A 24,414-nucleotide genomic window follows, 5' to 3' on the forward strand; every position below is an offset into this window, starting at 1 on the left:
CTCAGGGGGGACCGGCCTGGTCGGCGACCACCACGAAGCGCTCCTGGACGTGCCGCACATCCGAGGCGTGCGACACCCGGAACTCGTAGCGGCCCGGCTTGTCGATGCGCACGCGCAGGGGCGTGGCGGCGGCTCCGGTCCGCGCGGTGAATTCGTGCACGCAGCGGGCCTCATCGCAGTCCACCTTCGCGAGCGAGGGCGCATCTCGCAGCCGGGGATGGAAATCCAGCGGGGGCGGCGTCTCGAGCCAGACGGTGGCGGGCTCTCCGGAGTGGACGCCGTGAGCCCAGGGCAACTCCAGCCAGCCGGCTCCATCGCCTGGAAGTCGAAAGGCGACCTCCCTCGCGGGCAGGAGTTCAGGGCTCAAGGGTCCACTCGCATCCCCTCGCGCGAGCAGCAGCAGGGCCACCGCGCCCGCCAGCGCCGCGCCCACCAGCACGCGCGCGGCGGGATGGTGCGACAGGGCTCGTGGGGAAGGTGACTGCGTTGGCTCGCGCCCACGGGAGTGCTCGGCCCGGATGAGCGCGGCCTGGAGCCGGGCCCGCAGGTGGGGCGAGGGCTTCTCGCCCCGAAGCGCCTCCAGCGCCGCGCGGACCTCCTCGGGAAGTGGCGGTGGCCTGCCCTCATCCTCGGTGCTCATGGACGGCCTCCCTCGCTGACGGTCTGAGCCTGACGGCTGGAGGCCGCCGTGAACAACACGCCCAGCCGCGCCCGGCCCCGGGAGTGTCGACTCTTCACCGTGCCCAGGGGCAGCGCGAGCACTCGCGCCACCTCCTCGTAGTCCAGGTCCTCCACGTCACACAGCAGCACCACCAGCCGGAACTTCTCAGGCAGCGCGTGCAGACACGAAAGCACCAGCTCCGCCTCCTCGGCGCCGCACAGCCGTGCTTCCGGGTCCGGCTGCTCGGTTCCGCCCTCGAAGAGAGAGCCCAGCACCGACGAGGCTCCTTCCAGCACCGAGTCCAACAGCGAGCGACGCCGCGCCTGCGTGCGCCGGTTCTCCAGGAACTGGTGTCGCGCGATGCCACACAACCAGCCCAGCCACGAACCCGAGTCTCGCGAATCCCAGTTCAGGAAGGCCCGCACCAGCGAGTCCTGGAGCAGGTCCTCCGCCTCCTGCCGGCTGCGACACAAGGCCAGGCAGAAGCGATGGAGCCGGGGCAACAGCGGCTCCACCACGACCTCGAATCGCTCTCGCGCACCGAGCTCCGCGGGCGACTCACTCTGTTTCATTTTCAATCCAGACACGACACCGCCCACGAACCCATCCCCCAAGAAACCAAGACATCCCAGACGGGTGATGACCTGCTCATAAAGAGCGCGTCCCGCATCAGCCGTAAAAACGCGAAGTAAAGCAAGTCCGGGAACCGAAGCGCGTCTCGTTCCATCTCTCGCTATCGAGGGGGCTGGGCTCGCGCTGGGAGGCGATGTCCGCCCGTGTACACGGGAGGCCGTGACGTCATGCGAGGCTCGCAGTCCAATGTCAGTCATTCTCATGGAACCCCGGGGCAGGCTTCCTGGAAGCAGGACTTCGTCGCGGGCTTCCTCGTCTTCCTGCTCGCGTTGCCCTTGTGTCTGGGTATCGCGATGGCGAGCGGCTTTCCGCCCGTGGCGGGCATCCTCACGGCGGTGGTGGGCGGAGTGCTGTCGACGTGGGTGGGCAGCGCGCGGCTGACCATCAAGGGCCCGGCCGCGGGGCTCATCGTCATCGCGCTCGGGGCGGTGACGGAGCTGGGCGGAGGGGACGCGGTGCTCGGCTACCGGCGCGCGCTGGCGACCATCGTGGTGGCCGCGTGCCTTCAAGTGCTCTTCGCGGTGCTGCGCGCTGGGAGGCTGGGGGACCTGTTCCCCTCGGCGGTGGTGCACGGGATGCTCGCGGCCATCGGCGTCACCATCTGCGCCAGACAGCTCCACGTGCTGCTCGGGGTGTCACCCGTGGCGCGGACGCCCCTGGGGTTGCTGGCGGAGGTGCCGAGCAGCGTGGCGCGGCTGAACCCGGAGATTGCCCTCATCGGAGGGCTCAGCCTCCTGTTGCTGTTCGGCCATGCGGCGCTCTCCCGGCGGGTGGCGTGGCTCAAGCGGGTGCCGGCGCCCCTGCTGGTGCTGGCCGTCGCTGTACCGCTGGCGCTCGGGTTCGACCTGGAGCACGCGCACACGTTCACGTTCTCCCATGCCGTCTTCTCGGTGGGGCCAGGCCATCTGGTGAACCTGCCGAGCAACCTGCTCACGGCCATCACCTTCCCGGACTTCTCCACCGTGCCGAGCGTGCTGGGGCTCAAGTACGTGGTGATGTTCGCGTTGGTGGGCAGCGTGGAGTCGCTGTTGACGGTGAAGGCGGTGGACCTGCTGGCCCCGGAGCAGGGCCGCTCGGATTTGGACAAGGACTTGTTGGCCACGGGCCTGGGCAATCTGGTGGCGGGGTTGCTGGGCGGGCTGCCGATGATTTCAGAGGTGGTGCGCAGCTCCGCCAACCTGGGCTACGGAGCGAGGAGCCGGCTGTCGAACTTCTTCCACGGCGTGTTCCTGTGGGGGTTCGTGGCCTTCGCGCCAGGACTCATCCACCGCATTCCGTTGGCCGCGCTCGCGGGGATGCTCATCTTCACGGGCGTCCGACTCGCGTCGCCGGGTGAGCTGGTGAAGGCGTACCGGATTGGTGCGGAGCAAGTGCTCATCTTCTGCTTCACGCTCATCGTCACGCTGGCCACGGACCTGCTGGTGGGCGTGGCCTCGGGCATCGTCCTGAAGGCGGGCGTGCATCTGCTCAATGGGGCTTCACCGAGGGAGCTCTTCCGACCCGACATCCAGGAGCAGGTGGGCGCGGACCAGGTGGTGCTGCGGGTGCGGAGCGCGGCGGTGTTCACCAACTTCCTGACGTTCAAGAAGCTGCTGAACCGGCACGCTCTCGTCCGGCTCATCGAGGTGGACCTGACGGAAGCCCGCCTCGTGGACCACACGGTGATGCAGCGGCTGCACGAGCTGGAGGCGGAGTTGTCGCGGGAGGGGCGACAGCTTCGAGTGCTCGGGTTGGAGCAACACCGGGGAATGTCCTCGCATCCGCTGTCCGCGCGGAAGAAGGCGCCGAGCGGCAACCTGGGGCTCACGCCCTGAGGGGACACCATGAGCCATGCTCCCTGTCCCACTTCGTCCCCGTCCCCGGAGGACCGGGGTTCAAGGCTGCGCGCCGCGTTGGCCGGCGCCAGCCACGTCCTTCCCGCGCAGGGGCCCATCGGCGTGTTCGTGCACCACAACACGCTGCACGCGTATCAACACCTCCCGTTCCACGAGGCAGTGGCCACCGCGAGCAAGACGTTCGGCGCGGAGGGGTATCTGTCCGAGGCGCGCTTTCTTGAGCTGTACCGGCGAGGCCGCATCACCGACGAGGACTTGCGAGCAGTGCTCGCTGAGCCCGAGCACCGCGTGCCGCCATGTCCTTTCTCCGCCGATGCGGAGAGACAGAGCGCCGCACTCACGGCGCAGGACGCGGCTCCCGCCGAGCAAGCGGCGCGGTTCGCGGACTCAACGAAATGGGGTGCCTTCGTCACCGACGAGCCATGCTCGGCGCAGGCGGTCGCGGCCCCAACAGAACAGGCTGTCCACTTCACCCTCGAGCCAGGCCTGGCACCGGCCGCGCGGCGAGACGCACGCGCACCCGCGTCGAGACTTTTACGAGACGCGCAATCGGTGCTGGGAGGCTTGCCGCCACGCGCCCCCATGGAGCTGATGCGGCTCGCCCTGCTCCACCCCGTGGAAGTGGAGTCGGAGGCGTCACTGCGCTGGAAGCTGGAGGAGCACTCCGCCGCGTACCGCCTTCGAGCGGACCTCTCTCCGACGACGCGTCACGCGCTGCTGGAGCGCTCAGCCCAGGGGCTGCGCATCTGGATGGACCGGGTGGGACGCGGCTGGACGATGACGGAGCTGGCGTGCGCGCTGCTCGGTCCCGATGTGGGGTCCACCGTTCGCGCGGTGGCGAGCCACGTCCCCCGTCCTCTTCCCGTGGACGTGGCGCTGCGACTGCTGGGCATCCCCGCAGCCTGTGCGAGCGCGTATGTCGACCGGGTCTCCGCCCTGCTCGATGGAGAGACCTCGTTCACGAGGGAAGGCTGGTTGAGCGCGGAGGCGTCCTGCGTCACTTCGGCGCTGGCCTCGGCCTTCGGAGGTGATGGGAGCCTGGGCTCACTCCGTGAGCGCATGGAGACCAATCCCGAGCCCTTCGCGGTGAGCGCCCTCTGGTCCAGTTGCCGCACGCCGCTGCTGACGACCCAGGGACACGACAAGCCTCCGCTGACGGACGTGCGCAGCCACCGCGAGTTGCTGTGCGAGGCCACGGGCGAGGATGTGAACGACCTGCTTCATCCCCTGCTCATCCGTGCCTGCGCGGCCTTCCTGGACGAAGGCGTCTCGCACTGGAACCTGCCAAGCCGGGAGCACGGCTTCCACGCGGCATGGAGGTCAATGACGTGCGACGGGCTTGGCGCCGCACCGGACTGGCTGGAGGGACTGGAAGACGAACCGTCACTCGCGCCAGAGGATGCCGTACTGGAGGCACTCGACGCGCTGGGTGTTCCCGACGCCGACTGGGAGCCCTATCTCGTCCGCGTGCTGCTCGCGCTGCCGGGCTGGGCGGGGATGTTTCATCGACTGGAGCACCACCCCGGGGACCGCCCCAGTGGAGCACCACCCGCGCGACTGATGGACTTCGTCGCGGTGCGGCTCACCCTGGAACAACATGCACTGCGCGAGGTGGCGAGGCAGCGACTCGACTACAAAGGTCCCCTGTCGGGACTGGCGGAGGCCGCGAGACGCACCATCGAGTCCAGGCGGGTTTCAGCGCGCTCGACATTGGAGGGAAGCTGGCGACTCTTCCAGTGGGCTCAGCTCATGGGCCTGTCCGCGATGGACGTGGCCGAGCTTCCCCTCCGAGCCCGACACGAGCTGCTCACGTGGCTGGAAGCCTTCGACGCCAGCGCGCGCCAACGCGTGTGGCAAGCGGCGTACGAGCATCACTACCGAAGAGACGTCTGTCGAGGTCTCGCGCGCAACCGCCTCCGCCCGGAGTCCGAGCGCACGGTGACGGCAGCGCGCTTCCAGGTGATGTTCTGCATGGACGACCGCGAGGAGTCCTTTCGCCGCCACTTCGAGGAACTGGACGCGCGACACGAGACCTTCGGCATCGCGGGCTTCTTCGGTGTGGCCTTCGACTACCGGGGACTGGACGACGCGGGCCACGTCGCGCTGTGCCCGGTGGTCGTCACTCCGGCACACGTCGTGGAAGAACAAGCGCGACCGGAGCACCAACCCCTCGCGGAAATCCGAGTCAGGCGACGAGGGACGTGGGCACGCCTCGACCAGACGTTGCAGCAGGGCACCCACGCCCTGGAGGTCTCCTGGTTGCTCGTGCCGCTGCTCGGCCTGCTGTCCGCGCTGCTCCTGCCCTGGCAGCTCCTCTTTCCACGCACACTGGGCCGGCTGCGGAGGACCTTCTCCGCGACACTCCTTCCCAGGCCACCCACTCGACTCACGAGCCTGCGCGAGCCAACCGCCCACTGTCCCTCACCCACGCTCAAGCCCCTGGGCTTCACCCTCGACGAGAAGGCGGCGCGCGTGGCCGCGTCACTGGAGAGCCTGGGACTGGTGAAGGACTTCGCGCCGTTGGTGGTGGTGCTCGGCCATGGGGCGGTGAGCGTCAACAATCCCCATCAGGCGGCCTATGACTGCGGCGCGTGTGGCGGTCGGCACGGAGGACCGAACGCACGACTCTTCGCGGAGATGGCCAATCGTCCGGAGGTCCGGGCGAGACTCAGGGAGCGTGGCCTGCACATCCCTGAGACCACCTGGTTCATCGGAGGGCTGCACAACACCACCACCGATGAAGTGTGCCTCCACGACACCGAGGCCCTCCCCGAAGCCCTCCACGGTGAGCTGTCCGCGCTGCGTGCCGCGTTGGACCGGGCCCGCGCACTGTCAGCCCAGGAGCGCTGTCGGCGCTTCGAGTCCGCGCCCCTCGGACTGTCCACCTCCGCGGCGCTCCGGCATGTCGAGGCTCGCGCGGAGGACCTGGGTCAGCCCCGGCCCGAACTGGGGCATGTCACCATCGCCTCCTGCATCGTGGGCCGTCGTGCGCTCACGCGAGGTCTGTTCCTGGACCGGAGGGCGTTCCTCATCTCCTACGACCCGACGCGGGACGCGAGCGGCGAAATCGTCGAGCGCATCCTCCTGGCGGCGGGCCCCGTCGGCGCGGGCATCAGCCTGGAGTACTACTTCTCCTGCGTCGACAACGAGCGCTACGGCTGCGGCACCAAGCTGCCCCACAACCTCACGGGCCTGCTCGGAGTGATGGACGGCGCCGAGAGTGACCTGCGCACGGGGCTGCCTCGACAGATGATTGAAATCCACGAGCCGATGCGATTGCTCCTCGTTGTCGAGGCAAGCACCTCGGTGCTGTCGGCCATCCTCGCGCGACAGCCCACGCTCCACGAACTCATCCATCATCAGTGGGTGCAGCTCGTGAGCGTGGACCCGATGACGGGCGCACAGCATCGCTTCACGCCCTCCGGGTTCCAGTGGCTCGCGACACCTGAGACGTCGTTGCCGGAGGTGGCCTCCTCGCCCCACTGGTACCGAGGCCACCGCGACTTCCTGCCCCCTGCCCTCATTCTCGCGCCGCGCTCCTTCGGAGAAGACCGTCATGCCGCTCCCTGAGCTTCCCGTGGACTGGCTCGCGGCGGCGGTGCCGCTGAGTCCCCTGCTCGCCTTCTTCATCCTCGGAGCGGTGATGCTGCTCCACCGCGCTCCCAGCGAACGCTGGATGGCGCGCTGGGTACTGGGGGCGCTGTGGCTGTCGCTGGCATGTGCGGTGGCCACGGTGCTCCACTGGCACTCCCAACCCGGGAACGTGCAGGTGAGCCTGGGCCCGTGGTTCTCCTCGGGTGAGTCGAGCTTCGAGGTGACACTCCACATTGACCGGTTGTCGGCGACGATGATGCTGATGACGAGCACCCTGACCCTGCTCATCGGCCGCTTCTCGGTGAGCTACCTGCATCGAGAGCCGGGCTTCGCGCGGTTCTTCCTGCTGCTGGCGATGTTCTCCTCGGGGATGTTGTTGCTGGTGGAAGGCGGCAGCCTCGACATGTTGTTCGTGGGCTGGGAGTGGGTGGGGCTCGCGTCGGCGCTGCTCATCGGCTTCTTCCATGAACGGGCCGCACCACTGAGCGCGGGGCTCCGGGCCTTTGGCACCTACCGACTCTGTGACGTGGGCTTGCTGGCGGGGCTGGTGTGGCTGCATCACCTCGCGGGCACGACCGAGTGGACTCACCTCTCCGCGATTCCGTCGACGACGCTGAGCCTGTGTCTGGTGCTGGCGGCCATGGGGAAGTCGGCGCAGTTCCCCTTCAGTGGCTGGCTGCCTCGGGCCATGGAGGGTCCTACGCCGTCCAGCGCGCTGTTCTACGGAGCGCTCTCCGTGCACGCCGGCCCGTACCTGCTGCTGCGCGCGGCACCGCTGCTGGAGCAGGCACCCCTGGCCAGGGGAGCGCTGGTGCTGGTCGGACTTCTCACGGCCCTTCACGCCACCCTGGTGTGGCGGGTGCAGACAGATGTGAAGAGCGCGTTGGCGTATGGCGTGCTGACGCAGGTGGGCTTGCTGTTCGCGGAGGTGGGCCTCGGGCTGTACACGCTCGCGCTGTTCCATCTGGTGGCGCATGCCTGTTTGCGCTGTCTCCAACTCCTCCGAGCACCTTCCGCCCTGAGGGATGTCCAGGCACGGCGCGCTGCGCTCCGAGCTACACGGGCACCCTCCATCGTCACGGCCCACAGGTCGTTACCCACGAGGCTCTACCGCTTCGCACTGGAGCGCTTCGCGCTCGAGGTCCTGACGGAGCGCTGGCTGGTGAAGCCCGTGCTGCGCCTGGGGCACCGGTTGGATGGAGCAGAGCGCCGCTGGATGGACGTGCTCGATGCCGGAGCACCACGCCCGGTTCCCGTCCAACCCGCGTCACGTGCCACCGAGTCCGCATCGAGCAACCCCACCCCGGGGGCCGCATGAGCCCGACGCTTCTCCTGGTCCTCCTGGTGTCACTCCCCCTCGTGGGCGCCTTGTTGCTCACGGTGCCGCGTCAACACACGTCGGCCCGTATCACCGCCACGGGCACCTCGGCCCTCACCCTGGGACTCGCCATCGCGGCGCTGCTCATCGCGGGGCGTGAGACACCTGCCTCCGGAACCCCAGGGCCATGGCTCGGCGCGACCTGGCGCCTTGGCGTGGACGATGCGAGCGCGCTCGCGCTGCCACTCACCGCGCTGCTCACCCTCGTCACCATCGTCGCGAGTCCCCGCCACTCCTCCGGCCAGCGGTTCCTCACCGCACTGCTCGTCACCGAGAGCGCCACACTGGGCTTCTTCTGTGCACGCGACCTGCCGCTCCGACTCGGCTTCTTCCTCGCCATGGCGGCCCCTCTGGCGGCACAGCTCGCTCGCGAAGGTCGAGCCTGGCGCCCGGTCCGCGCGTACCTGCTCGCAGGCACCCTGCCCCTCATGCTGGCCGTGGCGCTGGTGGGGCTGCTGAGCTGGCACACGGGAGTAGAGACACCGCGCGACTCGCTCGTCAGAGACCTCCCTCACGGCTGGCGCATGGGACTCTGCACGCTGCTCCTCGTGAGCGTCTGCGCGCGACTGGCGGTGGTGCCCTTCCATTCCTGGCTGCCCGTCCTGATGACCCGAGGCCCCCTCTGCGTCGGCGTCCTCTGGATGAACCTCGCCGCGAGCCTCCAGTTGCTGACACAAGTCATCCGACCGCTCCTGCCCGCGGAGTGGGCCACCGTGGCTCCCGCGCTGGGAAGCCTGGGAGCCGGCGCCGCGCTCTACGGCGCGCTGCTCGCGCTCGTCCAGGCAGACCTGCGCCGCATGCTGGCCTTCCTCCTCGTGAGTCAGTCCGGCCTGCTGCTCGCGGGCGTGACGCTGGGCGGTCCCACCGGGCTCCCCGGGGCCTGGCTCCAATGTCTGTCCATGGGCCTCACCTTCACGGGCCTGGAGCTCGTCGTCCGCGCCATCGAGGCGCGCACGGGCACCACGAACCTGGACCCACGCAGCGGGCTCACGGTCCGAGCGCCACGCATGGCCACGGTCTTCCTGCTGCTCGGCCTCGCCGCCCTGGGCTTCCCGGGCACGCTCGGCTTCGTGAGCGAGGACCTCCTCCTTCGAGGCACGCTCGGAGCAAATCCCCTGCTCGCGCTGCCGCTGCTGCCGGCGCTCGCTCTCAATGCCATCACGCTCCTGCGAGCCTTCCAGCACACCTTCCTGGGCCCGCGCCGAGTCCCCAGCATGCCTGCTTGCACCGAGGACCTCCTGCCCCGCGAGCGCTGGACGATGCTGACGCTGGTCGCCCTCCTCTGCGTGAGCGGCCTGTGGCCCTCCGTGCTCGCGCATCCATCCATCGCGCCGGGCGCTACTCGTCGCTCTCCGCCTCATTCCATTCCTGGGGATTGAGGACCGCTCCAGGAAACAGGTGACCCCGAAGGCGCCCGCCTCCCTGCCGCGTGCCAATGCGCGAGGGGTGTCTGGCATCACTCGCGGACGTGCCTACCGTCAACCAGAGGCCACGTGGAATCGGAGGGGTCATCATGAGACAGGTGAGCAGACGAAGAGTGCTGGGAGGAGTCGCCGCGGCCCTCCTTCTCGGGCTGGGAGGCGGCTGTAGCTCCAGCCACTCCCACAAGAAGGTGGAGACCGCGAAGGTGGAGGACTCCTGGATGGCGCGGGTGCCTCCCGACCAGATGGAGGACGTGCGTCAGGCCCAGCTCGTCGTGAGCACGGCGGAGGAACAACAGGAGCGGGCGAACGTGTCCGTGGAGGACGGCAAGCGAGACCTGCAGGTGGCACAGGGGCGCGAGCAGGCCGCGGAGGCTCGCCAGCAGGCCTCGGTGGATGCGCTGTCGGCGGCCCAGGAGACGGGGCAGGCGGACGCCATCGACCTGGCGCAGAACGACCTGGCGCAGGCCAACACGGAGCTCGCCGCCGCGAAGGCGGAGACGGCCCTGAATGAGAAGACCGTCACCACGCGCGAGTCGGTGGTGCAGGTGCGGGAGCGCGAGCGGGATGTCGCGAACGCGGAGCTGGCGCAGGCCCGCTTCCTCACCCTCCAGCGCACCGGAGACGTCCGAGCACAGGAGGTGGACGGCGATGAGCTCGCGCGGAATCTCGAGGAGGCACGCGCCAAGGCTCGGGACGCCGGGGACCAGGTGGACGCGAACATCACGGAACAGGAGCAGGCCCAGGCCACGTGGGAGCAGCTCGACGCGCAGACCCAGGCATACGGCGGCAGCGGCGAGCCGTAGCGCGGTGAGTCAGGCGCCGCGCGGACAACAGTGGTCGCGGCGTGCGGGGATGCCATAGAACGAGGGGCACACCGTCCAGGAGCGCCCGCCCGCGTGGAGACCCTCGTTCGCATCGCCGAAGCCCTCGGTCGCTTCTCCGCGCGCTTCGTGCCCAGCGCCTTCTCCATCGCCGTCCTGCTGAGCCTGCTCACCATGGGGCTCGCCATGGGCTGGGCGGACGCGCCCGCCCCCAAGGTGCTCGACGCCTGGGGCGGCGGCTTCTGGGAGCTGCTCACCTTCTCCATGCAGATGGCGCTGGTGATGTTCACCGGCTACCTGCTGGCGCTCACCACGCCCGTGCGCGCGCTCCTGGAGAAGGTCTCCGGACTGGCGCGCACGCCGCGCGGCGCCGTGGCGATGATGGCCTTCGTCTCCATGGCGCTGGCGTACATCAACTGGGGCCTGTCCCTGGTCGCCAGCGCCATGCTGGTGCGCTACGTCGCGCGGCGCAGGCCGGACGTGGACTACCGGCTGCTCGTCGCGTGCGCGTACTTCGGCCTGGGCGCGACGTGGCACGCGGGCCTGTCCGCCTCCGCGCCGCTGCTGGTGGCCACGCCGGGCCACTTCCTGGAGAAGAGCATCGGCCTCATCCCCATCGACCGGACCCTCTTCTCCACCTTCAACGTGGTGCTCACCGTGTCCGTCGTCGCCGGCCTCACGCTGCTCGCGTGGGCGCTGCACCCAAAGCCCGAACACGTGGTGCGCGTGGACCCGGCCGTGCTGGAGAAGCTCGGAGACTTCGTCCCGCCCGAGCGCCCCACGGAGAAGAGCCTGGCCATCTGGCTGGACCACGCGAGGCTGCTCAACGTCATCTTCGGCGTGCTGGGCCTGCTGTGGCTTTCCCGCTACCTGTGGCTGAACGGCGGCTGGCGCGCGCTCAACCTCAACGTGGTGAACTTCACCTTCCTGGTGCTCGCGGTGCTGCTGCACGGCACCCCCGCGCGGCTCATCAAGGCGGCGGAGGAGGCCGGGAGCGTGCTGCACGGCATCGTCCTCCAGTTCCCGCTCTACGCGGGCATCTACGGCATCTTCAAGGCCACGGGCCTCACGGACCGCATCGGCGAATTGTTCGTGTCGCTGTCCACGAAGGAGACGTTCCCCGCCGTCGTCTATCTGTACAGCGGCGTGGTGAACTACTTCGTCCCCTCGGGCGGCTCCAAGTGGGCCATCGAGGCGCCCTACCTCCTCGACGCGGCCAGTCGACTGGGCGTCGCGCCGGAGAAGGTGGTCCTCGCGTATGCGTGGGGCGACATGGCCACCGACCTCATCCAGCCCTTCTGGGCGCTGCCGCTGCTGGCCGTCGCGCGGCTCGAGTTCAAGGACATCCTCGGCTTCCTGCTGGTGGCCTTCCTCGTGTACCTGCCGTTGGTGACGCTGGCCTTCTTCCTGCTCGGGTGAGGCTGGGCGAGGGCCTCGCCTTTCGTGCTACACAGGGCCCAGGCCGGCCGGGGAAGGCCGGCTCGAACTCACCGAACGAGGGGACCCCGAAACATGAAGAAGCTTCTGACGCGGAGCATGGTGTGCGCGGTGCTGGGGATGTCGTCGCTGGCCTTGGCGCAGGACGCGGCGCCGGAGGCTCCGGCCAAGGAGCCCGCGAAGGCGCCGAGCGCCGACGCGGTGCGTGACACCTGGAACTACTTCTACAACGGCCAGAAGCAAGGTCCTGTGCTGGTGGAGGCCAAGCTCTGTACGGAGGTGGCCAAGGACGGCCCCAACAAGTACGAGTGCATCGCCGAGGTGGGCGCCGAGGGCATCAAGGCGAACACCACCGTGATGCTGTGGCAGGCCTACCTGGTGCCCCAGGGCGACTCCTACGAGGACGTCATGGTGCAGACCAAGCAGGGCGCGGTGGTGCGCGAGACGAAGGACGTGAAGCTCAAGGGCGACGGCTGGCGCGCGCGGCAGTGGACGGGCGTGCGACTGAACAAGCCCGGCACCTGGACCGTGACGGTGATGCGCGGCGACCAGGTCCTCAAGGAGCTGCAGGTCAAGGTGAACTAGTCTCCGGAAGGCCCGTCACCGGGCTTCCAGAAACACGCGACGCCCGCCGGTGGCCAGGACAGGCCCCGAGCGGGCGTCGGTGTTTTCAGCGTCAGGCGTTCCGGCTCAGGGCGCGGGTGTCAGCGGGCTGAAGAACGGGTCGTTCGGCGCGGACGGGCTCCAGGCATTCACGCGGGTGTTGATGGCGCGGTACGTGAGGGTGTTCTCCCACTCTCCGATGAGGACGAGGAAGGTGGGCGTGCCCAGCACGCGGCCCCGGATGGTGCGCTCGATGGGCGTCGCATCCGCGGTCCTCAGGCCGAGCCAGGTGTAGACCGGCGTCGTCGTGGACACGGGCGGAGAGAACGCCGCGCCCGTGACGGGCTGCGTGGCCGTGGCGAAGGTCGCCCCCGTGAAGAGCGGCGTGAAGACCTCCCGGCTGGAGCCGTCGGCCTGGAACGAATAGGAGCCGAAGGTGAGTGGCGCAGGCGAGCTGGCCGAGCAGTGGATGAAGCGCAGGAACGGTGACTGCGCGCCCTCCGCCGAGAACTCGTCCCTGACAACCGTGAGCGTGGGCGAAGCCTCCACCCGGCCACACAGCACGCCCAGGTAGCGACGACCCGCCTCCAGGGGACCTGTGGCCGCGCCCTCCAGCACCCCTTGCCCGGGCTGGCCATTCACCGTGAAGCGCAGCGAGAAGCCCGCGGTCGACACCGGCAGGTCCGCCACCTTTGGCGCGGCGCCGTAGGCCATGGCGGTCGCGATGTTCGACGAACCGCGGATGGCCTGGAGCTGCGGCGTCGTCCCACCGACGGTGGCTGGCAGCAGGCCGTTGAACAAGTACACGAGCGGGCCACGCTGGAAGCGCGCGACCGTGTTCTCCTTCGCGGTCACGAACAACAGCGCGGGAGCCCCTTCGTCCGAGAGGGTGCGTCGGTCCTCGCCGGTGTTGATGGCGTAGTACGCCTTGCCCTCCGTCAGCGTCCCGTCCGCCAGGGAGTAGAACAGCCAGCCGCTCTGGGCGGGCGCGAAGATGGGCGAGGTTCCAATGACAGCCACGCGCTTCGTGTCGACGGGCACCAGAACGCCTTGCTCGACGACATCCGCCGAGTACGCATCCACGCTGTTGTTTTCGTAGGGGTCGCCCGCCTCGTTCGCGAGGCGGCGCCTGGCCGAGGCCGAGAGAACCCGGTCTGCGGACATGAAGCGCACGTGCACGTTCCCCGGCTGCGCGGAGAGGGTCAACGCATGGTCCCTGAGCACCACGAGCCTGGGCTTGTCCGGGCGCTCCTGCCCGACCTGGAGCAGCGAGCCGGCACCGACGACCGTCACCCACTCGTCATCCGCCAGGGTGACTTCCGCCAGGGCCGCGAGGTCCGGGGCCTCCGACGTGCCTTCCGCGTCCCGAGCGACCACGCGCACGCTCTGGGTGGGCCCCGTCAGGATGACCTCCCGGAACTCCGACACGGCCGCCGCGCCTGCCTTCACCACCGGGAAGGTCTCCGCGTCGCCCACGCGCAGGGTGACGTGGAAGGGCTCCCACGGCCGGTCCGACACGTCCGTGGGGTTGTTCTTCAATCCGACGAAGGCATTGATGAAGCGCACGTGCGCTCGGAAATCGGGAGGGCCCGCGTCCTCACCGCCATCCGTTGGAGTGGGCCCTCCGTCCTCTCCACCATCCGTCTGCGTGGGACCTCCGTCCTCTCCGCCATCCATTGGAGGATGTCCTCCGTCGCAACCACCCTGCCCTCCGTCACAGCCCGCATCCACCGGAGGCGCGCCACTGTCCCGCCCGGCGTCGTATCCCGAGTCGACACTCCCGGAGTCCGGCGGCCCCTCGTCATCGTCTCCACAACCAGTGACGCCCACCCCGAGGGCGAGTCCCACCATCAACAGCCACGAACCCAGGACGTTTCTCTTCACGTTGACGCTCCGGAGGAATCGACTCGCTGAAGGACTCACAGGGACGGCGCGGCTCATGGCGCCACCTGTCGCTCACACTCGGTCCGCAGGGGGTAGATGGCGCCCGGTCCCTTGGACAGCTCATCGCGCAGGTAGAAGTACGCCATCACCCCCACGTTGAACTGCGCGCGCTGAAGCCACTCACCCAGCGCGGGCTCCTGACCCGCCCGGACCGCGTCCGTCAGCGGGTTGTCGAGCGAGCAGACCTCTTCCCACATGCGCACGCCGCCAATGGCGTTGCGGTTGCCGCTCGGAGGCTCGGCGGAGGCCGTGCCGAAGTTGCCCGTGCGGATGAGGTCACAGGCGCCGCGCCCGGCGCCCAGCATGTTCGCGCCCCACTTGCTCCAGTCCGACGTGCGCGGGGAGAAGTCGATGTCCACCTCTCCGTATTTGATCCACGCGCTCATGAAGTCCGGGGTGAACTGGACCGCCGTCCCACCGGAGGCCATGTACGCCAGGTAGCGCGCGCCCCCGTGCGGGTTGATGCTGTCGAACCGCGTCAGGTGGGAGACGCCATCCCTGGAGCCGAACAGGCCAGCGACGAGGTTGGCCACCCGACCGCCATTGAGCGCCACCAGCACCTTCGCCGCGCCCGTCTGTCCATCTCCCACGCGACCGTGGCAGTTGGAGCAGATGCCCTGGAAGGCCGTCGCGCCCGGCGTCGTGTAGTAGAGCTCGCCCCAGGGCGCCCGGGGATTGCCCAGCGCATTCACCATCCACTTGTCGCGCGAGTCATTCCAGGGGTCATGCCCCGCCGGAGGACTGTCGCGCTGCGGGAAGCGGCAGGTGCGCTTGGGCAACCACCAGTTGGTGGGGAAGAGCTTCCTGGCGAGCTGCTCGTGCCGCTCGGTGATGGCGTATCGGGTGAGGTACTCGAACTCTCCCTGTCCGACGGCGTCCTTCCAGGCGGGATTGCGCGGCTCGTAGGGGACCTTGTCGGTGAAGTCCTCGGCAATCCACTGCACGTCCGCGGGGTCCGTACACGCGCCAGCCACGACGGTGTCCGCCTGACGCAGGCGCGCCTGCCGGGCTTCGGCCTGCTGGGCGGGCGGCAGGAGCTTGTCGGCGGGCCAGTCCAGCGCCGCGATGTAGCGCGCCACCAGCAGCGAGGCCCGGCAGTCCTTGCCCGGCACGTTGGTGGGCATGTGGATGACGCGAGCATCCGTGTCCCGCGCCACGCGCTGGTAGAGCGTGCTGGAGGGCGTGCGCAAAAGCAGGTCCTGCGAGTAGTCCTTCACCTCGCAGTCCACATAGACACGCTGGCCGTTGCTCTCCTTCACGCCGCACGGCTTCCAGCCGAAGAGGACGCCGCCCGCGGAGAAATCCAGCGAGGCGATGGCGGGGTTGCTCCGCACCGCGAAGCCGTTGGGGTTGTGGCACTGGCCGCAGTTGCCGACGAAGTAGCCCTGCAGCTCCAGCGTGGCCTTGTGGGCCTCCGGTGAAGGGGCCTCCGCCTGCGCCGCCTCGGCGAAGCGCTCCAGCCGGGGCAGGGATGTCTCCAGCGCCTCCAACTGGCGGTAGGCGGGCACGCCGGTGATGACGCCGTAGCGCACCAGCCGGTCCATCTGATTCAGCTCGTCCTCGTCAATCAGTGCCTTCGCATCCACCCCGGCCTCGCCAGGGGCCCGGCGGTTGAGCTGCAGGGGGGTGAAGCCCAGGATGAAGTTCTGGGCCTCGGAGCCGGTGTGGCACTGGATGCACCGGTGGGCGCCGGGAATCGCGTAGTTGCGCGTGGCGCCGCCAATCTCATACGCCTTGTAGACGAGCACACGGTCGGAGAAGGGCTCGTTGTCGCGGTAGCGCAGGTCATGCAGCTCCGCCACCGTCTCGTCCTCGTTCCAGAGGTACGTGCCGAAGAGGGATTGGTTCCAGGGCTCGCGGACGATGATGAGCCGCGTCTCCATCTTCCGGTAGCGCCGCTGACCCTGGAGGTCCGTCACCGACTTGAAGAACGTCTTGTAGAAGCGCGTGTTGGGCGGGATGTGGAACTTCTGCGTCTGCTCGTCGTACCGGATGGACTGTCCTTGTGGCACGTGGACCAGTCGCAGCTTCTTGGCGTTGTCGGAGAAGAGCGGATAGGTGGGCGCGAAGGCCACGGTGCCGTGGTTGGCCAGCCTGTCCGCGTCGAACGTCATGATGTCGCTGTCGGTCTCCGACAAGAAGCGGGGCAGCTTCGTGAGTCCGGCGAAGAAGGTGTCCTTCTCCGGGTCGATTCCCAGCGGATGGTCCTTGGCGACCTGCGGAATGCAGTGGCCCACGTCCGTCATCGAGTCGCCCACCTCCCGCGCCACGGTGACGCCGCCCTCCGAGCTGGCCTCGCACACGACGGGGAACGTGCCTGTCGGCGAGCCCCGGGCAAGCCAGGCATTGAGCGCGCAGGACAGCTCCACCGCCTCCTTGAGCTGCTGGGGCGAGGCCCTGGGCGGCATCTCTCCTTGAGAGGCTTTCAGGGCCATCCGCGCGCCGTCGCGTTTGAGGCCCTCCAGGTCCGCCGTGTACTGGAAACCTCCCTGGATGTTCGGAGGCAGATGACAGGAGGCACACTGCGTTCCCACGCGCGCCAGCAGGTTGTCGAAGTTCTCCGTCACCGGCGCCCGGGTGGCGGCCCGCCGCAGGGGAATCTTCTCGCTGGAGCGCGCCGGGGTGCAGCCGCGCTGGAAGGGAGGCACCACCACGGGCACCTCCACCACGCCCGCCGGCTCCGACGTACATGCCAGCAAGGCGGGGAAGAACGACAGACACACCACCAGCACGCGGCCTGGGGCAGGCCCCATCCGAGTCATCCCCATGTTGATGTCCCTCCCGCATCCCCTTGGATGCACCGTGGTCGCCCCCAGGCCCTCCGAGTCATGTCAGACACGGAGGACCTGCCAGGATGGGTGCACCCTAGCCGTGGGTTCCGACAGGGAATGACAAGTCCTTGCAACAAAATCAGACACCACCCCGCACACCCGGAAGCATGTCTGTCTCGGAATCGTCACGCCCCGGAACGTCAGGGAACGGCGATGGCGCGCAGCTTCCCGAGCTTGTGGCCACCGCGCTCGGTGAACCAGACATGCGCGTCCAGGCACCAGTTGCCCGGAGGCGCGATGACGATGCCAGACGGGCGGCTGCCGGGCGTGGGCAGGGCGAACTCGGTGATGGCGCCCGCGTAGGTGATGCGGCCAATGCGGTTGCCCGCGAGCTGGGTGAACCAGAGCTGGCCATCCGGCCCCAGGGCGATGGCGTTCGGCTGGCTTCCGGCGGTGGGGAGCGGGAACTCCGTCACCACGCCGTCCGGGGTGATGCGGCCAATCTGGTTGGCGGCCTGCTGCGTGAACCAGAGATTGCCATCCAGGCCCGCGACGATGGAGGACGGCGAGGAGCGCTCGGTGAGCAGGGCGAACTCGGTGATGACACCCTCGAAGGAGATGGAGCCGACCTTGTTGGCCGCCTGCTCGACGAACCACAGATTTCCGTCGAAGCCCTGGGTGATGGCGCGCGGCTGGGCGGCGGGGGTGGGCAGCGCGAACCCGGTGATTTCACCCGAGGGGGTGATGCGGCCAATGCGGTTGCCAATGACCTCCGTGAACCAGACGTTGCCGTCCAGACCCGCGGCGATGCCAGCCGGGCTGGCGCCCCGGTTGGGCAGAGGGAACTCCGTCACCACGCCGGCCGGGGTGATGCGGCCAATCTGGTTGGCGGCCAGCTCCGTGAACCAGAGGTTGCCATCGAAGCCAGCGGCAATCTGCTGCACGCCCGCGCCAGTGGTGGGCAGGGAGAACTCGGAGATGGCGCCAGCGCGGGTGGCTCGGCCAATCTTTCCGGAGCCAGCCTGCGTGTACCAGAGCGCCAGGTCGGGCCCCAGGGTGATGCTCAGCGGGCCCGCGCCGGTGGACAGGGAAATCTCCTCGACGTCGCCCACGGCGCCACGCGAATCACGACACACCCAGGGCGCCGCGTGGAGGTCCGAGGCCAGCGCGGGAGCGCCGAGCCAGGAGGTGGAGAGCAACAACAGGGAGGAGCGGAACAGGACGCGAAGCTGAGAGCGCATGGTGGATGGGGCTTTCGTCTGACACAGGTGGGCGCGGAGGGTCTTCCCTCCACGAGAGACGGGCCGGAGAGGCAGACAGGTGCCCTCCGGCCCGAAGCATTCAGTGACAAAGACTGTCGAGGCGTGACGTCACATCAGATGCCGGAGCAGAGTCCCGCGCCACGGCCCAGGTTGCCGCCGCAGGCCAGCGGCGTCAGGAGCTCTTCAGGCGCGCACGCGATGAAGCCCTGCTGCGTCAGGATCTCCTCGAACTCGGTCGAGTTGGTGTCGTAGATCCACTCGTAGAGGACGCCCTCCTCGAACGACTTGGCGCGGTTGACGTTCTCGTTCAGGAAGATGCGGCGAGAGAGAGGATAGACATCCGTCGCGCCAGACTGCAGCAGCTTGCGCACGTTGGCTTCGCTGGGAGCAATATACTTGCTGGTCGTCGGGGTGATGGGGGCCACGGCCTTCAGGTGGAGCTTGTCGTTGCCGGTCTGCGTGGCCGAGTCACCGGCGTAGGCGATGGCGTTGTTGTTGCTCACCGTCAGCTTGCCGATGCAGGTGGTGGCGCTGTCCGAGGACGTGCAGGGGCTGGGGTTGGAGACAGAGCCGTCGACGATGACGGTGATGCCAGGACAGAAGGTGCCGCCCTTGAGCAGCGACTTGAACGTGTCGGTGGTGCCGGAGAGGTCATCGCGGCGGTACTTGACGATGGTGGCGGACGGCTGACCGAACGCGTTCCAGTTGGTGGGGCACGCACCGGTGATGGCGACGCCAGCGCTGTCGGTGGCGAAGAAGATGCGGCGCAGCTCCTCCGTGGTGAGGCCCTTCTCCACGCCGGAACTGGGGTCGAAGTCGGGGAACAGCGCGAACCGTGCCGACGACACGAACGCGCTCACCGCGTCCAGGGCGATGGTGTTGCTGCGCTCCCCAGGGCAGCAGGCGCCCGTCGCCGTGCCGCTCACACAGGCCGCACCCGACGCCGTCTTCGGCGCCGCGAAGTCACGCGACATGGGGGCCAGCGTCTGCGCCCCCGAGCCGCAGAAGCCGCTGGAGCCCACGCCATTGCGCAGGCAGGCCTCGCCCACGCCAGAACCCTTGCCCTCGATGTTCAGCCCGGCACCCGACTGGATGTTGGCCGCGATGAGGGCCTCCTTCAGCGTGTCCGAACCATGGAAGTTCGGAATGGCCAGCGACGCCTTCTGCTCCACCGCTTGGGCAGTCTGAGCCCCCGCGCCGGACTGACCTCCACAACCCACGACCGACATGGCAACCACCGTGGCGGACATCACCCACTTCATGCTGTTCATGGACGGCTCCTTGGCTGCTGTGCTGGATTCAACGCAACGCAAGGTGCCTGAATGGACAGACAATCACTGACTCAACTCTGTCAAATCTTGGCCAGCGTCACGTCACGCCAGCGCCGACACGTAAAACCCAATCCGTTGCATGTTCGTGTTTTTCATCGAATCGTGATGTTCGCATCCGCCCCGTCACCCGCCTTGTCCATGCGCCGGGATGAAACCGAGTCCCTCACGACGCCTGTCATCCCCAGGACAGATGAGGGCCACGCGCCACGCCCACCTGCCTGCTCGAAGCGCTACAGGCCTGTCTGCCTTCCGGCCGGGCGCGTCGTTTTTCCTCCAGCGTTGGCTGGTGGACAGGGATTTTTTCAGGAGAACGAACACCTTTCTCGTCCCCCAGGCCGGGGTCCCTCTCGCGCCCAGAGGGAAGTGCCTTTCGGAAGGACTGCTGGCAATCACCTTGCAGAAGCGTCCCCGCGGTTGAAGGGCAGGGGGTCGTCGGGGGTCGGGGGCGGGAGAGGTCGGGGCGGGCATGGTCGGGTGGCGTTGGGTGAGCGTGGTGTGTCTGATGGGTCCTCTCCTCGCGGCGTGCGGGGAGCAAGCCCTGGCGGCTCCACGTGCTCCGGGCTTGAGGGTGGCGGCGGCGGCGGAAGGAACAAACGAGGGCGAGGGGGTCATGGCGTGGTCGCGCCCGTTGGCGAACGGGGACAGCGAGGCGCCACACGCGGTGACGGCCCCCAACGGGGACGTCCTCGTCGCGGCGACATACCGAGAGCCTTTGGACGTGGGGGGCGGCCCCCTGCCTTTCAACCGGAGTGCATCCAGAGCTCACATGATGGTGGCGCGCTTCTCCCCGGACGGGGCCCTGCGCTGGGCGCATGGGCTCGTACCAGGTGAGGGCACGTCCAACGCGCGCGTGGGCGGACTCGTCATCGACACCCAGGGCAAGGTCTGGCTGGGCGGCGCCTCCGCGGGCTCCCAGTGGGGCACCGCGCGCCTGCCGGACGGGCCGTTCGTCGCGCGCCTGTCGGCCGAGGGCGCCGTCGAACACGTGAAGGGCTTCGCGGGTGAGGGCACGCTCACCGTGCACGCCGTCGCCCGGGACGACGCGGGCGTGGTGGTGGTGGGAGACTTCTCCGGGGCGCGGGACTTCGGCGACGCCGTGCGCGAGCCACCCGATGGCGAGCGGGGCGCCTTCGTGGTGCGGCTGGGCGCGGACGCCCACACGCGCTGGAGCCGCGTCTGGTCCGCGGGGACACAGGGCCTGCTGACGGCGCGCGCGACGGCGGTGGACGCCTTCGGCGGCATCTATATTGGTGGCGCATACGCGGGCGCGGTGTGCTTCGGCGGAGGCTCGTTCCTCACCGTGCGCCAACGCACGCCCTTCGTCCTCAAGCTTCATCCGGATGGCACCCACGCGTGGAGCCGGGACTTCCGAGGCGCCACCGGAGCTGTCTCCGCGCTGGCGGTCGGCCCGGACCGCGTCTTCGTCGCGGGCTCCTTCTCCACCCGCTTCTACTTTCAGAACAAACCTCATGACGCGGGCGCCCATCACGGCTTCGTGGCGGCCTTCAACGCGGAAGGCCAAGAGCGCTGGGCGCGCTCCTTCGCCGCCACCGCCACGGCGCTCGCCACGGATGACGCGGGACAGCTCACGCTCACCGGCACCCATGACGGAGGACTGGATTTGGGCCGGGCGCCTTCTCCCGCTGGCCTCTATGTCGCCCGCCTCCTGCCCGAAAAGGGAGACTCCCTTTGGGTGCGAGGCTTCTCCAGTCCCCTCCCCCCGACAGCCCGCTCGGTGTCAGTGGATGGATCTGGCAATACCCTGGTCGCTGTCGCGCTGCGGCGCGCCCAACCTGTGGGAACCCCTTACCCGCATCCCCAGGATGGCTTTCTGTTCAGTCTGCGCCCCTGACATACACACACCACCTGACGGGTTGCGGGGCCCCCAGCCCCCCTCATAGTTGGATCAGGTTGTGGACAAACACACCCCGGAATTCGACTTTCAGCGCCTGTCCATGCTATTCGCGAGCCCGCCTTCAGGCGTGTGACGTTGCACCCTGAAGGGCGAGGCTGTGCTGAAGCGTCGGCGCGCGGCAACTTCGCTCGCAGGCGGCCAACCCCTCGACACCACTCCCTGTTCACTCCGGGGCGCGGCGTTGTGGGCCGCGCTTTGGACGAGCCTCTGTGAGGAGTTGCACCCCCATGACACGCACTGTTCCACGGATGGACGCCCTGCGTAGGGGCGTCACTGGTGTCGCCGCCAGGGCCCTCGGGCTGCTGACGGTGTTCGCATCCAGCGTCGCCCACGCCAGTGAGGCGGACCTCGTTCTCCCTGACTTCGCCTCCAAGTCATTCTTTGGCGGCAGCATCAACGGGCACCAACTGTTGCTCTCCGGCATCGCGGTCTGCGTTATCGGACTGGTGTTCGGTTTCATGCAGTACGCCTCGCTCAAGAACCTGCCCGTGCACCGGGCGATGCTCGAGATTTCCGAGCTCATCTATGAGACGTGCAAGACGTACCTGATGACGCAGTTGAAGTTCATTGCCGTGCTGTGGGCGCTCATCGCCGTGGTGATGGTGGGTTACTTCGGGTTCCTGCGTCACATGGGCGTGGACCGCGTGGTCATCATCCTGGTGGCGAGCCTCGTGGGCATCGCCGGCTCGTGTGGCGTCGCGTGGTTCGGCATCCGCGTCAACACGTTCGCCAACAGCCGCACCGCCTTCGCCAGCTTGCGAGGCAAGCCCTACCCCACGTACGCCATTCCGCTGCAGGCGGGTATGTCCATCGGCATGGTGCTCATCAGCACCGAGCTGTTGCTGATGCTCGCCATCCTGCTCTTCATCCCGGCGGACTTCGCGGGCGCATGCTTCATCGGCTTCGCCATCGGCGAGTCGCTGGGCGCCTCCGCGCTGCGCATCGCCGGCGGCATCTTCACGAAGATCGCCGACATCGGGTCCGACCTGATGAAGATTGTCTTCAAAATCAAGGAAGACGACGCGCGCAACCCGGGCGTCATCGCGGACTGCACCGGCGACAACGCCGGCGACAGCGTGGGCCCCTCGGCGGACGGCTTCGAGACCTACGGCGTGACGGGCGTGGCGCTCATCACCTTCATCCTGCTGGCCGTGGGCGAGGGATTCCGCGTCGAGCTGCTGGTCTGGATTTTCGTGATGCGCATCGTGATGGTGCTCGCGTCGCTGGCCGCCTACGGCCTGAACAACCTGTACCAGTCCGCCAAGTACAAGAACGCGGACCACATGAACTTCGAGCACCCGCTCACCGCGCTGGTGTGGGTGACGTCGCTCATCTCCGTGGCGCTGACCTTCCTGGTCAGCTACCTGCTCATCCCCACCCTGAACGGCGACCCGACGCTGTGGTGGAAGCTGTCGCTCATCATCAGCTGCGGCACGCTGGCGGGCGCCATCATCCCGGAGGCCATCAAGGTCTTCACCTCCACGGAGAGCCGTCACGTTCGCGAGGTCGTCACGGCCAGCCGCGAGGGTGGCGCGTCCCTGAACGTCATCTCCGGTCTGGTCGCGGGTAACTTCTCCGCGTACTGGATGGGTCTCATCATCGCCGGCCTGATGGGCCTGGCGTTCTGGTTCAGCGGCTCCGGCGTGCCCGGCGCGGACGTGGGCCAGTTGATGATTGCAGCCCCCGTGTTCGCCTTCGGCCTCGTCGCCTTCGGCTTCCTGGGCATGGGTCCGGTCACCATCGCCGTGGACTCCTACGGCCCGGTGACGGACAACGCGCAGAGCGTCTACGAGCTGTCGCTCATCGAGAACGTCCCCGACGTGAAGGCGGAGGTGAAGCGCGACTTCGGCTTCGATCTCGACTTCGAGAAGGGCAAGCAGTTCCTCGAGGAGAACGACGGCGCGGGCAACACCTTCAAGGCCACCGCCAAGCCGGTGCTCATCGGCACGGCCGTCGTCGGCGCCACCACGATGATTTTCTCCATCATCGTGCTGCTCGTCGGCATCACCAACGGCCAGCTCAACACCGAGAAGACGCAGTTCCTCTCGCTGCTGCACGCCCCGTTCCTCCTGGGCCTCATCACCGGCGGCGCCATCATCTACTGGTTCTCCGGCGCGTCCATGCAGGCGGTGTCCACCGGCGCCTACCGCGCGGTGGAGTTCATCAAGGCCAACATCAAGCTGGAGGGCGTGGAGAAGGCCAGCGTGGCCGACTCCAAGAAGGTCGTCGAAATCTGCACCCAGTACGCGCAGAAGGGGATGATCAACATCTTCCTCGCCATCTTCTTCAGCACGCTCGCGTTCGCCTGCCTGGAGCCGTACTTCTTCGTGGGCTACCTCATCTCCATCGCCATCTTCGGCCTCTACCAGGCCGTCTTCATGGCCAACGCCGGTGGCGCCTGGGACAACGCGAAGAAGCTGGTGGAAGTGGAGCTGAAGGCCAAGGGCACGGAGCTGCACGCGGCCTGCGTCGTCGGTGACACCGTCGGCGACCCGTTCAAGGACACGTCCTCCGTGGCGCTCAACCCGGTCATCAAGTTCACCACCCTCTTCGGCCTGCTCGCCGTGGAGCTGGCGGTGGAGCTGGAGGCCGCGGGCCAGGGCAACCTCACCCGCGTCTTCTCCGTGGTGTTCTTCGTCCTGTCGACGGTGTTCGTCTACCGCAGCTTCTACGGGATGCGCATCCAGAGCGTCAGCGGCAACAGCGGCGCGTCGTCCTCCGACGCGAAGCCCCAGGCCGCCGTGAAGACGGCCTGAGCCGTCCACTCGCACGCCTGAAGTGATTGAAGCGGCGGGGTGCCCTCAC

15 protein-coding genes are annotated in these 24,414 nt (G+C 68.3%); 9 read left to right on the forward strand and 6 right to left on the reverse strand.

Annotated features, from left to right (window positions below; translation table 11 throughout):
• Position 1 precedes the first annotated feature (1 nt).
• Both HUA76_RS03160 and HUA76_RS03165 read right to left on the reverse strand, forming a co-directional pair.
• Complete coding sequence (locus tag HUA76_RS03160) at positions 2-640, reverse strand: hypothetical protein (RefSeq protein ID WP_174459958.1); 639 nt, start codon at positions 638-640, stop codon at positions 2-4.
• Positions 637-1,233 (reverse strand): RNA polymerase sigma factor, encoded by a 597-nt coding sequence (locus HUA76_RS03165; RefSeq protein ID WP_174459959.1) that lies wholly within the window; start codon positions 1,231-1,233, stop codon positions 637-639. Before HUA76_RS03165 ends, HUA76_RS03160 begins: the two co-directional genes overlap by 4 nt.
• Before the next feature lie 228 nt (positions 1,234-1,461).
• Here HUA76_RS03165 and HUA76_RS03170 point away from each other — a divergent pair, with 228 nt between their 5' ends.
• The 7 genes from HUA76_RS03170 (at position 1,462) to HUA76_RS03200 (ending at position 12,368) form a co-directional block, all read left to right on the forward strand.
• Positions 1,462-3,108 (forward strand): SulP family inorganic anion transporter, encoded by a 1,647-nt coding sequence (locus HUA76_RS03170; RefSeq protein WP_174459960.1) that lies wholly within the window; start codon positions 1,462-1,464, stop codon positions 3,106-3,108.
• Between the two features lie 9 nt (positions 3,109-3,117).
• Positions 3,118-6,699, forward strand: a complete 3,582-nt coding sequence (locus tag HUA76_RS03175; protein ID WP_174459961.1) for a DUF2309 domain-containing protein — start codon at positions 3,118-3,120, stop codon at positions 6,697-6,699.
• Positions 6,686-8,041 (forward strand): NADH-quinone oxidoreductase subunit L, encoded by a 1,356-nt coding sequence (locus HUA76_RS03180; protein ID WP_174459962.1) that lies wholly within the window; start codon positions 6,686-6,688, stop codon positions 8,039-8,041. Before HUA76_RS03175 ends, HUA76_RS03180 begins: the two co-directional genes overlap by 14 nt.
• The gene (locus HUA76_RS03185) at positions 8,038-9,480 is read left to right on the forward strand and encodes a proton-conducting transporter membrane subunit (protein WP_174459963.1); all 1,443 of its coding nucleotides are present in this window, start codon (positions 8,038-8,040) and stop codon (positions 9,478-9,480) included. Before HUA76_RS03180 ends, HUA76_RS03185 begins: the two co-directional genes overlap by 4 nt.
• 143 nt (positions 9,481-9,623) lie before the next feature.
• Positions 9,624-10,328, forward strand: a complete 705-nt coding sequence (locus tag HUA76_RS03190; RefSeq protein WP_174459964.1) for a hypothetical protein — start codon at positions 9,624-9,626, stop codon at positions 10,326-10,328.
• Positions 10,329-10,421: 93 nt separating this feature from the next.
• A complete protein-coding gene (locus HUA76_RS03195; protein WP_174459965.1) occupies positions 10,422-11,765 on the forward strand; it encodes a TIGR00366 family protein in 1,344 nt (447 codons plus the stop codon).
• A gap of 93 nt (positions 11,766-11,858) precedes the next feature.
• Positions 11,859-12,368: a hypothetical protein gene (locus HUA76_RS03200; RefSeq protein ID WP_141641836.1), complete on the forward strand. Its 510-nt coding sequence runs from the start codon at positions 11,859-11,861 to the stop codon at positions 12,366-12,368.
• 105 nt (positions 12,369-12,473) lie between these two features.
• Here the strand turns inward: HUA76_RS03200 and HUA76_RS03205 are convergent, their stop codons facing one another.
• From HUA76_RS03205 to HUA76_RS03220, 4 genes are all read right to left on the reverse strand, one after another.
• Positions 12,474-14,270, reverse strand: coding sequence for a DUF4397 domain-containing protein (locus tag HUA76_RS03205; RefSeq protein ID WP_174459966.1), 1,797 nt, complete (start codon positions 14,268-14,270; stop codon positions 12,474-12,476).
• Between the two features lie 53 nt (positions 14,271-14,323).
• Positions 14,324-17,098, reverse strand: a complete 2,775-nt coding sequence (locus HUA76_RS03210) for a hypothetical protein (protein ID WP_174459967.1) — start codon at positions 17,096-17,098, stop codon at positions 14,324-14,326.
• 203 nt (positions 17,099-17,301) lie between these two features.
• Positions 17,302-18,342 carry a Virginiamycin B lyase gene (locus HUA76_RS03215; protein ID WP_254613967.1) on the reverse strand — a complete coding sequence of 347 codons (1,041 nt, stop codon included), beginning with the start codon at positions 18,340-18,342 and terminating at the stop codon, positions 17,302-17,304.
• A 134-nt stretch (positions 18,343-18,476) separates the two neighbouring features.
• The gene (locus tag HUA76_RS03220; protein WP_174457447.1) at positions 18,477-19,634 is read right to left on the reverse strand and encodes a substrate-binding domain-containing protein; all 1,158 of its coding nucleotides are present in this window, start codon (positions 19,632-19,634) and stop codon (positions 18,477-18,479) included.
• 670 nt (positions 19,635-20,304) lie between these two features.
• On the opposite strand from HUA76_RS03220, the gene HUA76_RS03225 reads away from it, so the two are divergent.
• Positions 20,305-21,546 carry a hypothetical protein gene (locus HUA76_RS03225; RefSeq protein ID WP_254613968.1) on the forward strand — a complete coding sequence of 414 codons (1,242 nt, stop codon included), beginning with the start codon at positions 20,305-20,307 and terminating at the stop codon, positions 21,544-21,546.
• Between the two features lie 290 nt (positions 21,547-21,836).
• Positions 21,837-24,365 (forward strand): sodium-translocating pyrophosphatase, encoded by a 2,529-nt coding sequence (locus tag HUA76_RS03230; RefSeq protein ID WP_174459968.1) that lies wholly within the window; start codon positions 21,837-21,839, stop codon positions 24,363-24,365.
• The last annotated feature ends 49 nt before the right edge of the window (positions 24,366-24,414 follow it).

It is taken from the genome of Myxococcus sp. CA056, assembly GCF_013336715.1.
GTDB classification, from domain to species: domain Bacteria; phylum Myxococcota; class Myxococcia; order Myxococcales; family Myxococcaceae; genus Myxococcus; species Myxococcus llanfairpwllgwyngyllgogerychwyrndrobwllllantysiliogogogochensis.

Bases quoted from the DNA above. Each gene is read 5' to 3' on its own strand.
- HUA76_RS03160 (WP_174459958.1), bottom strand. From the start codon at position 640: ATGAGCACCGAGGATGAGGGCAGGCCACCGCCACTTCCCGAGGAGGTC.
- HUA76_RS03165 (WP_174459959.1), bottom strand. From the start codon at position 1,233: ATGAAACAGAGTGAGTCGCCCGCGGAGCTCGGTGCGCGAGAGCGATTC.
- HUA76_RS03170 (WP_174459960.1), top strand. From the start codon at position 1,462: ATGCGAGGCTCGCAGTCCAATGTCAGTCATTCTCATGGAACCCCGGGG.
- HUA76_RS03175 (WP_174459961.1), top strand. From the start codon at position 3,118: ATGAGCCATGCTCCCTGTCCCACTTCGTCCCCGTCCCCGGAGGACCGG.
- HUA76_RS03180 (WP_174459962.1), top strand. From the start codon at position 6,686: ATGCCGCTCCCTGAGCTTCCCGTGGACTGGCTCGCGGCGGCGGTGCCG.
- HUA76_RS03185 (WP_174459963.1), top strand. From the start codon at position 8,038: ATGAGCCCGACGCTTCTCCTGGTCCTCCTGGTGTCACTCCCCCTCGTG.
- HUA76_RS03200 (WP_141641836.1), top strand. From the start codon at position 11,859: ATGAAGAAGCTTCTGACGCGGAGCATGGTGTGCGCGGTGCTGGGGATG.
- HUA76_RS03210 (WP_174459967.1), bottom strand. From the start codon at position 17,098: ATGGGGATGACTCGGATGGGGCCTGCCCCAGGCCGCGTGCTGGTGGTG.
- HUA76_RS03215 (WP_254613967.1), bottom strand. From the start codon at position 18,342: ATGCGCTCTCAGCTTCGCGTCCTGTTCCGCTCCTCCCTGTTGTTGCTC.
- HUA76_RS03220 (WP_174457447.1), bottom strand. From the start codon at position 19,634: ATGAACAGCATGAAGTGGGTGATGTCCGCCACGGTGGTTGCCATGTCG.
- HUA76_RS03225 (WP_254613968.1), top strand. From the start codon at position 20,305: ATGGCGTGGTCGCGCCCGTTGGCGAACGGGGACAGCGAGGCGCCACAC.
- HUA76_RS03230 (WP_174459968.1), top strand. From the start codon at position 21,837: ATGACACGCACTGTTCCACGGATGGACGCCCTGCGTAGGGGCGTCACT.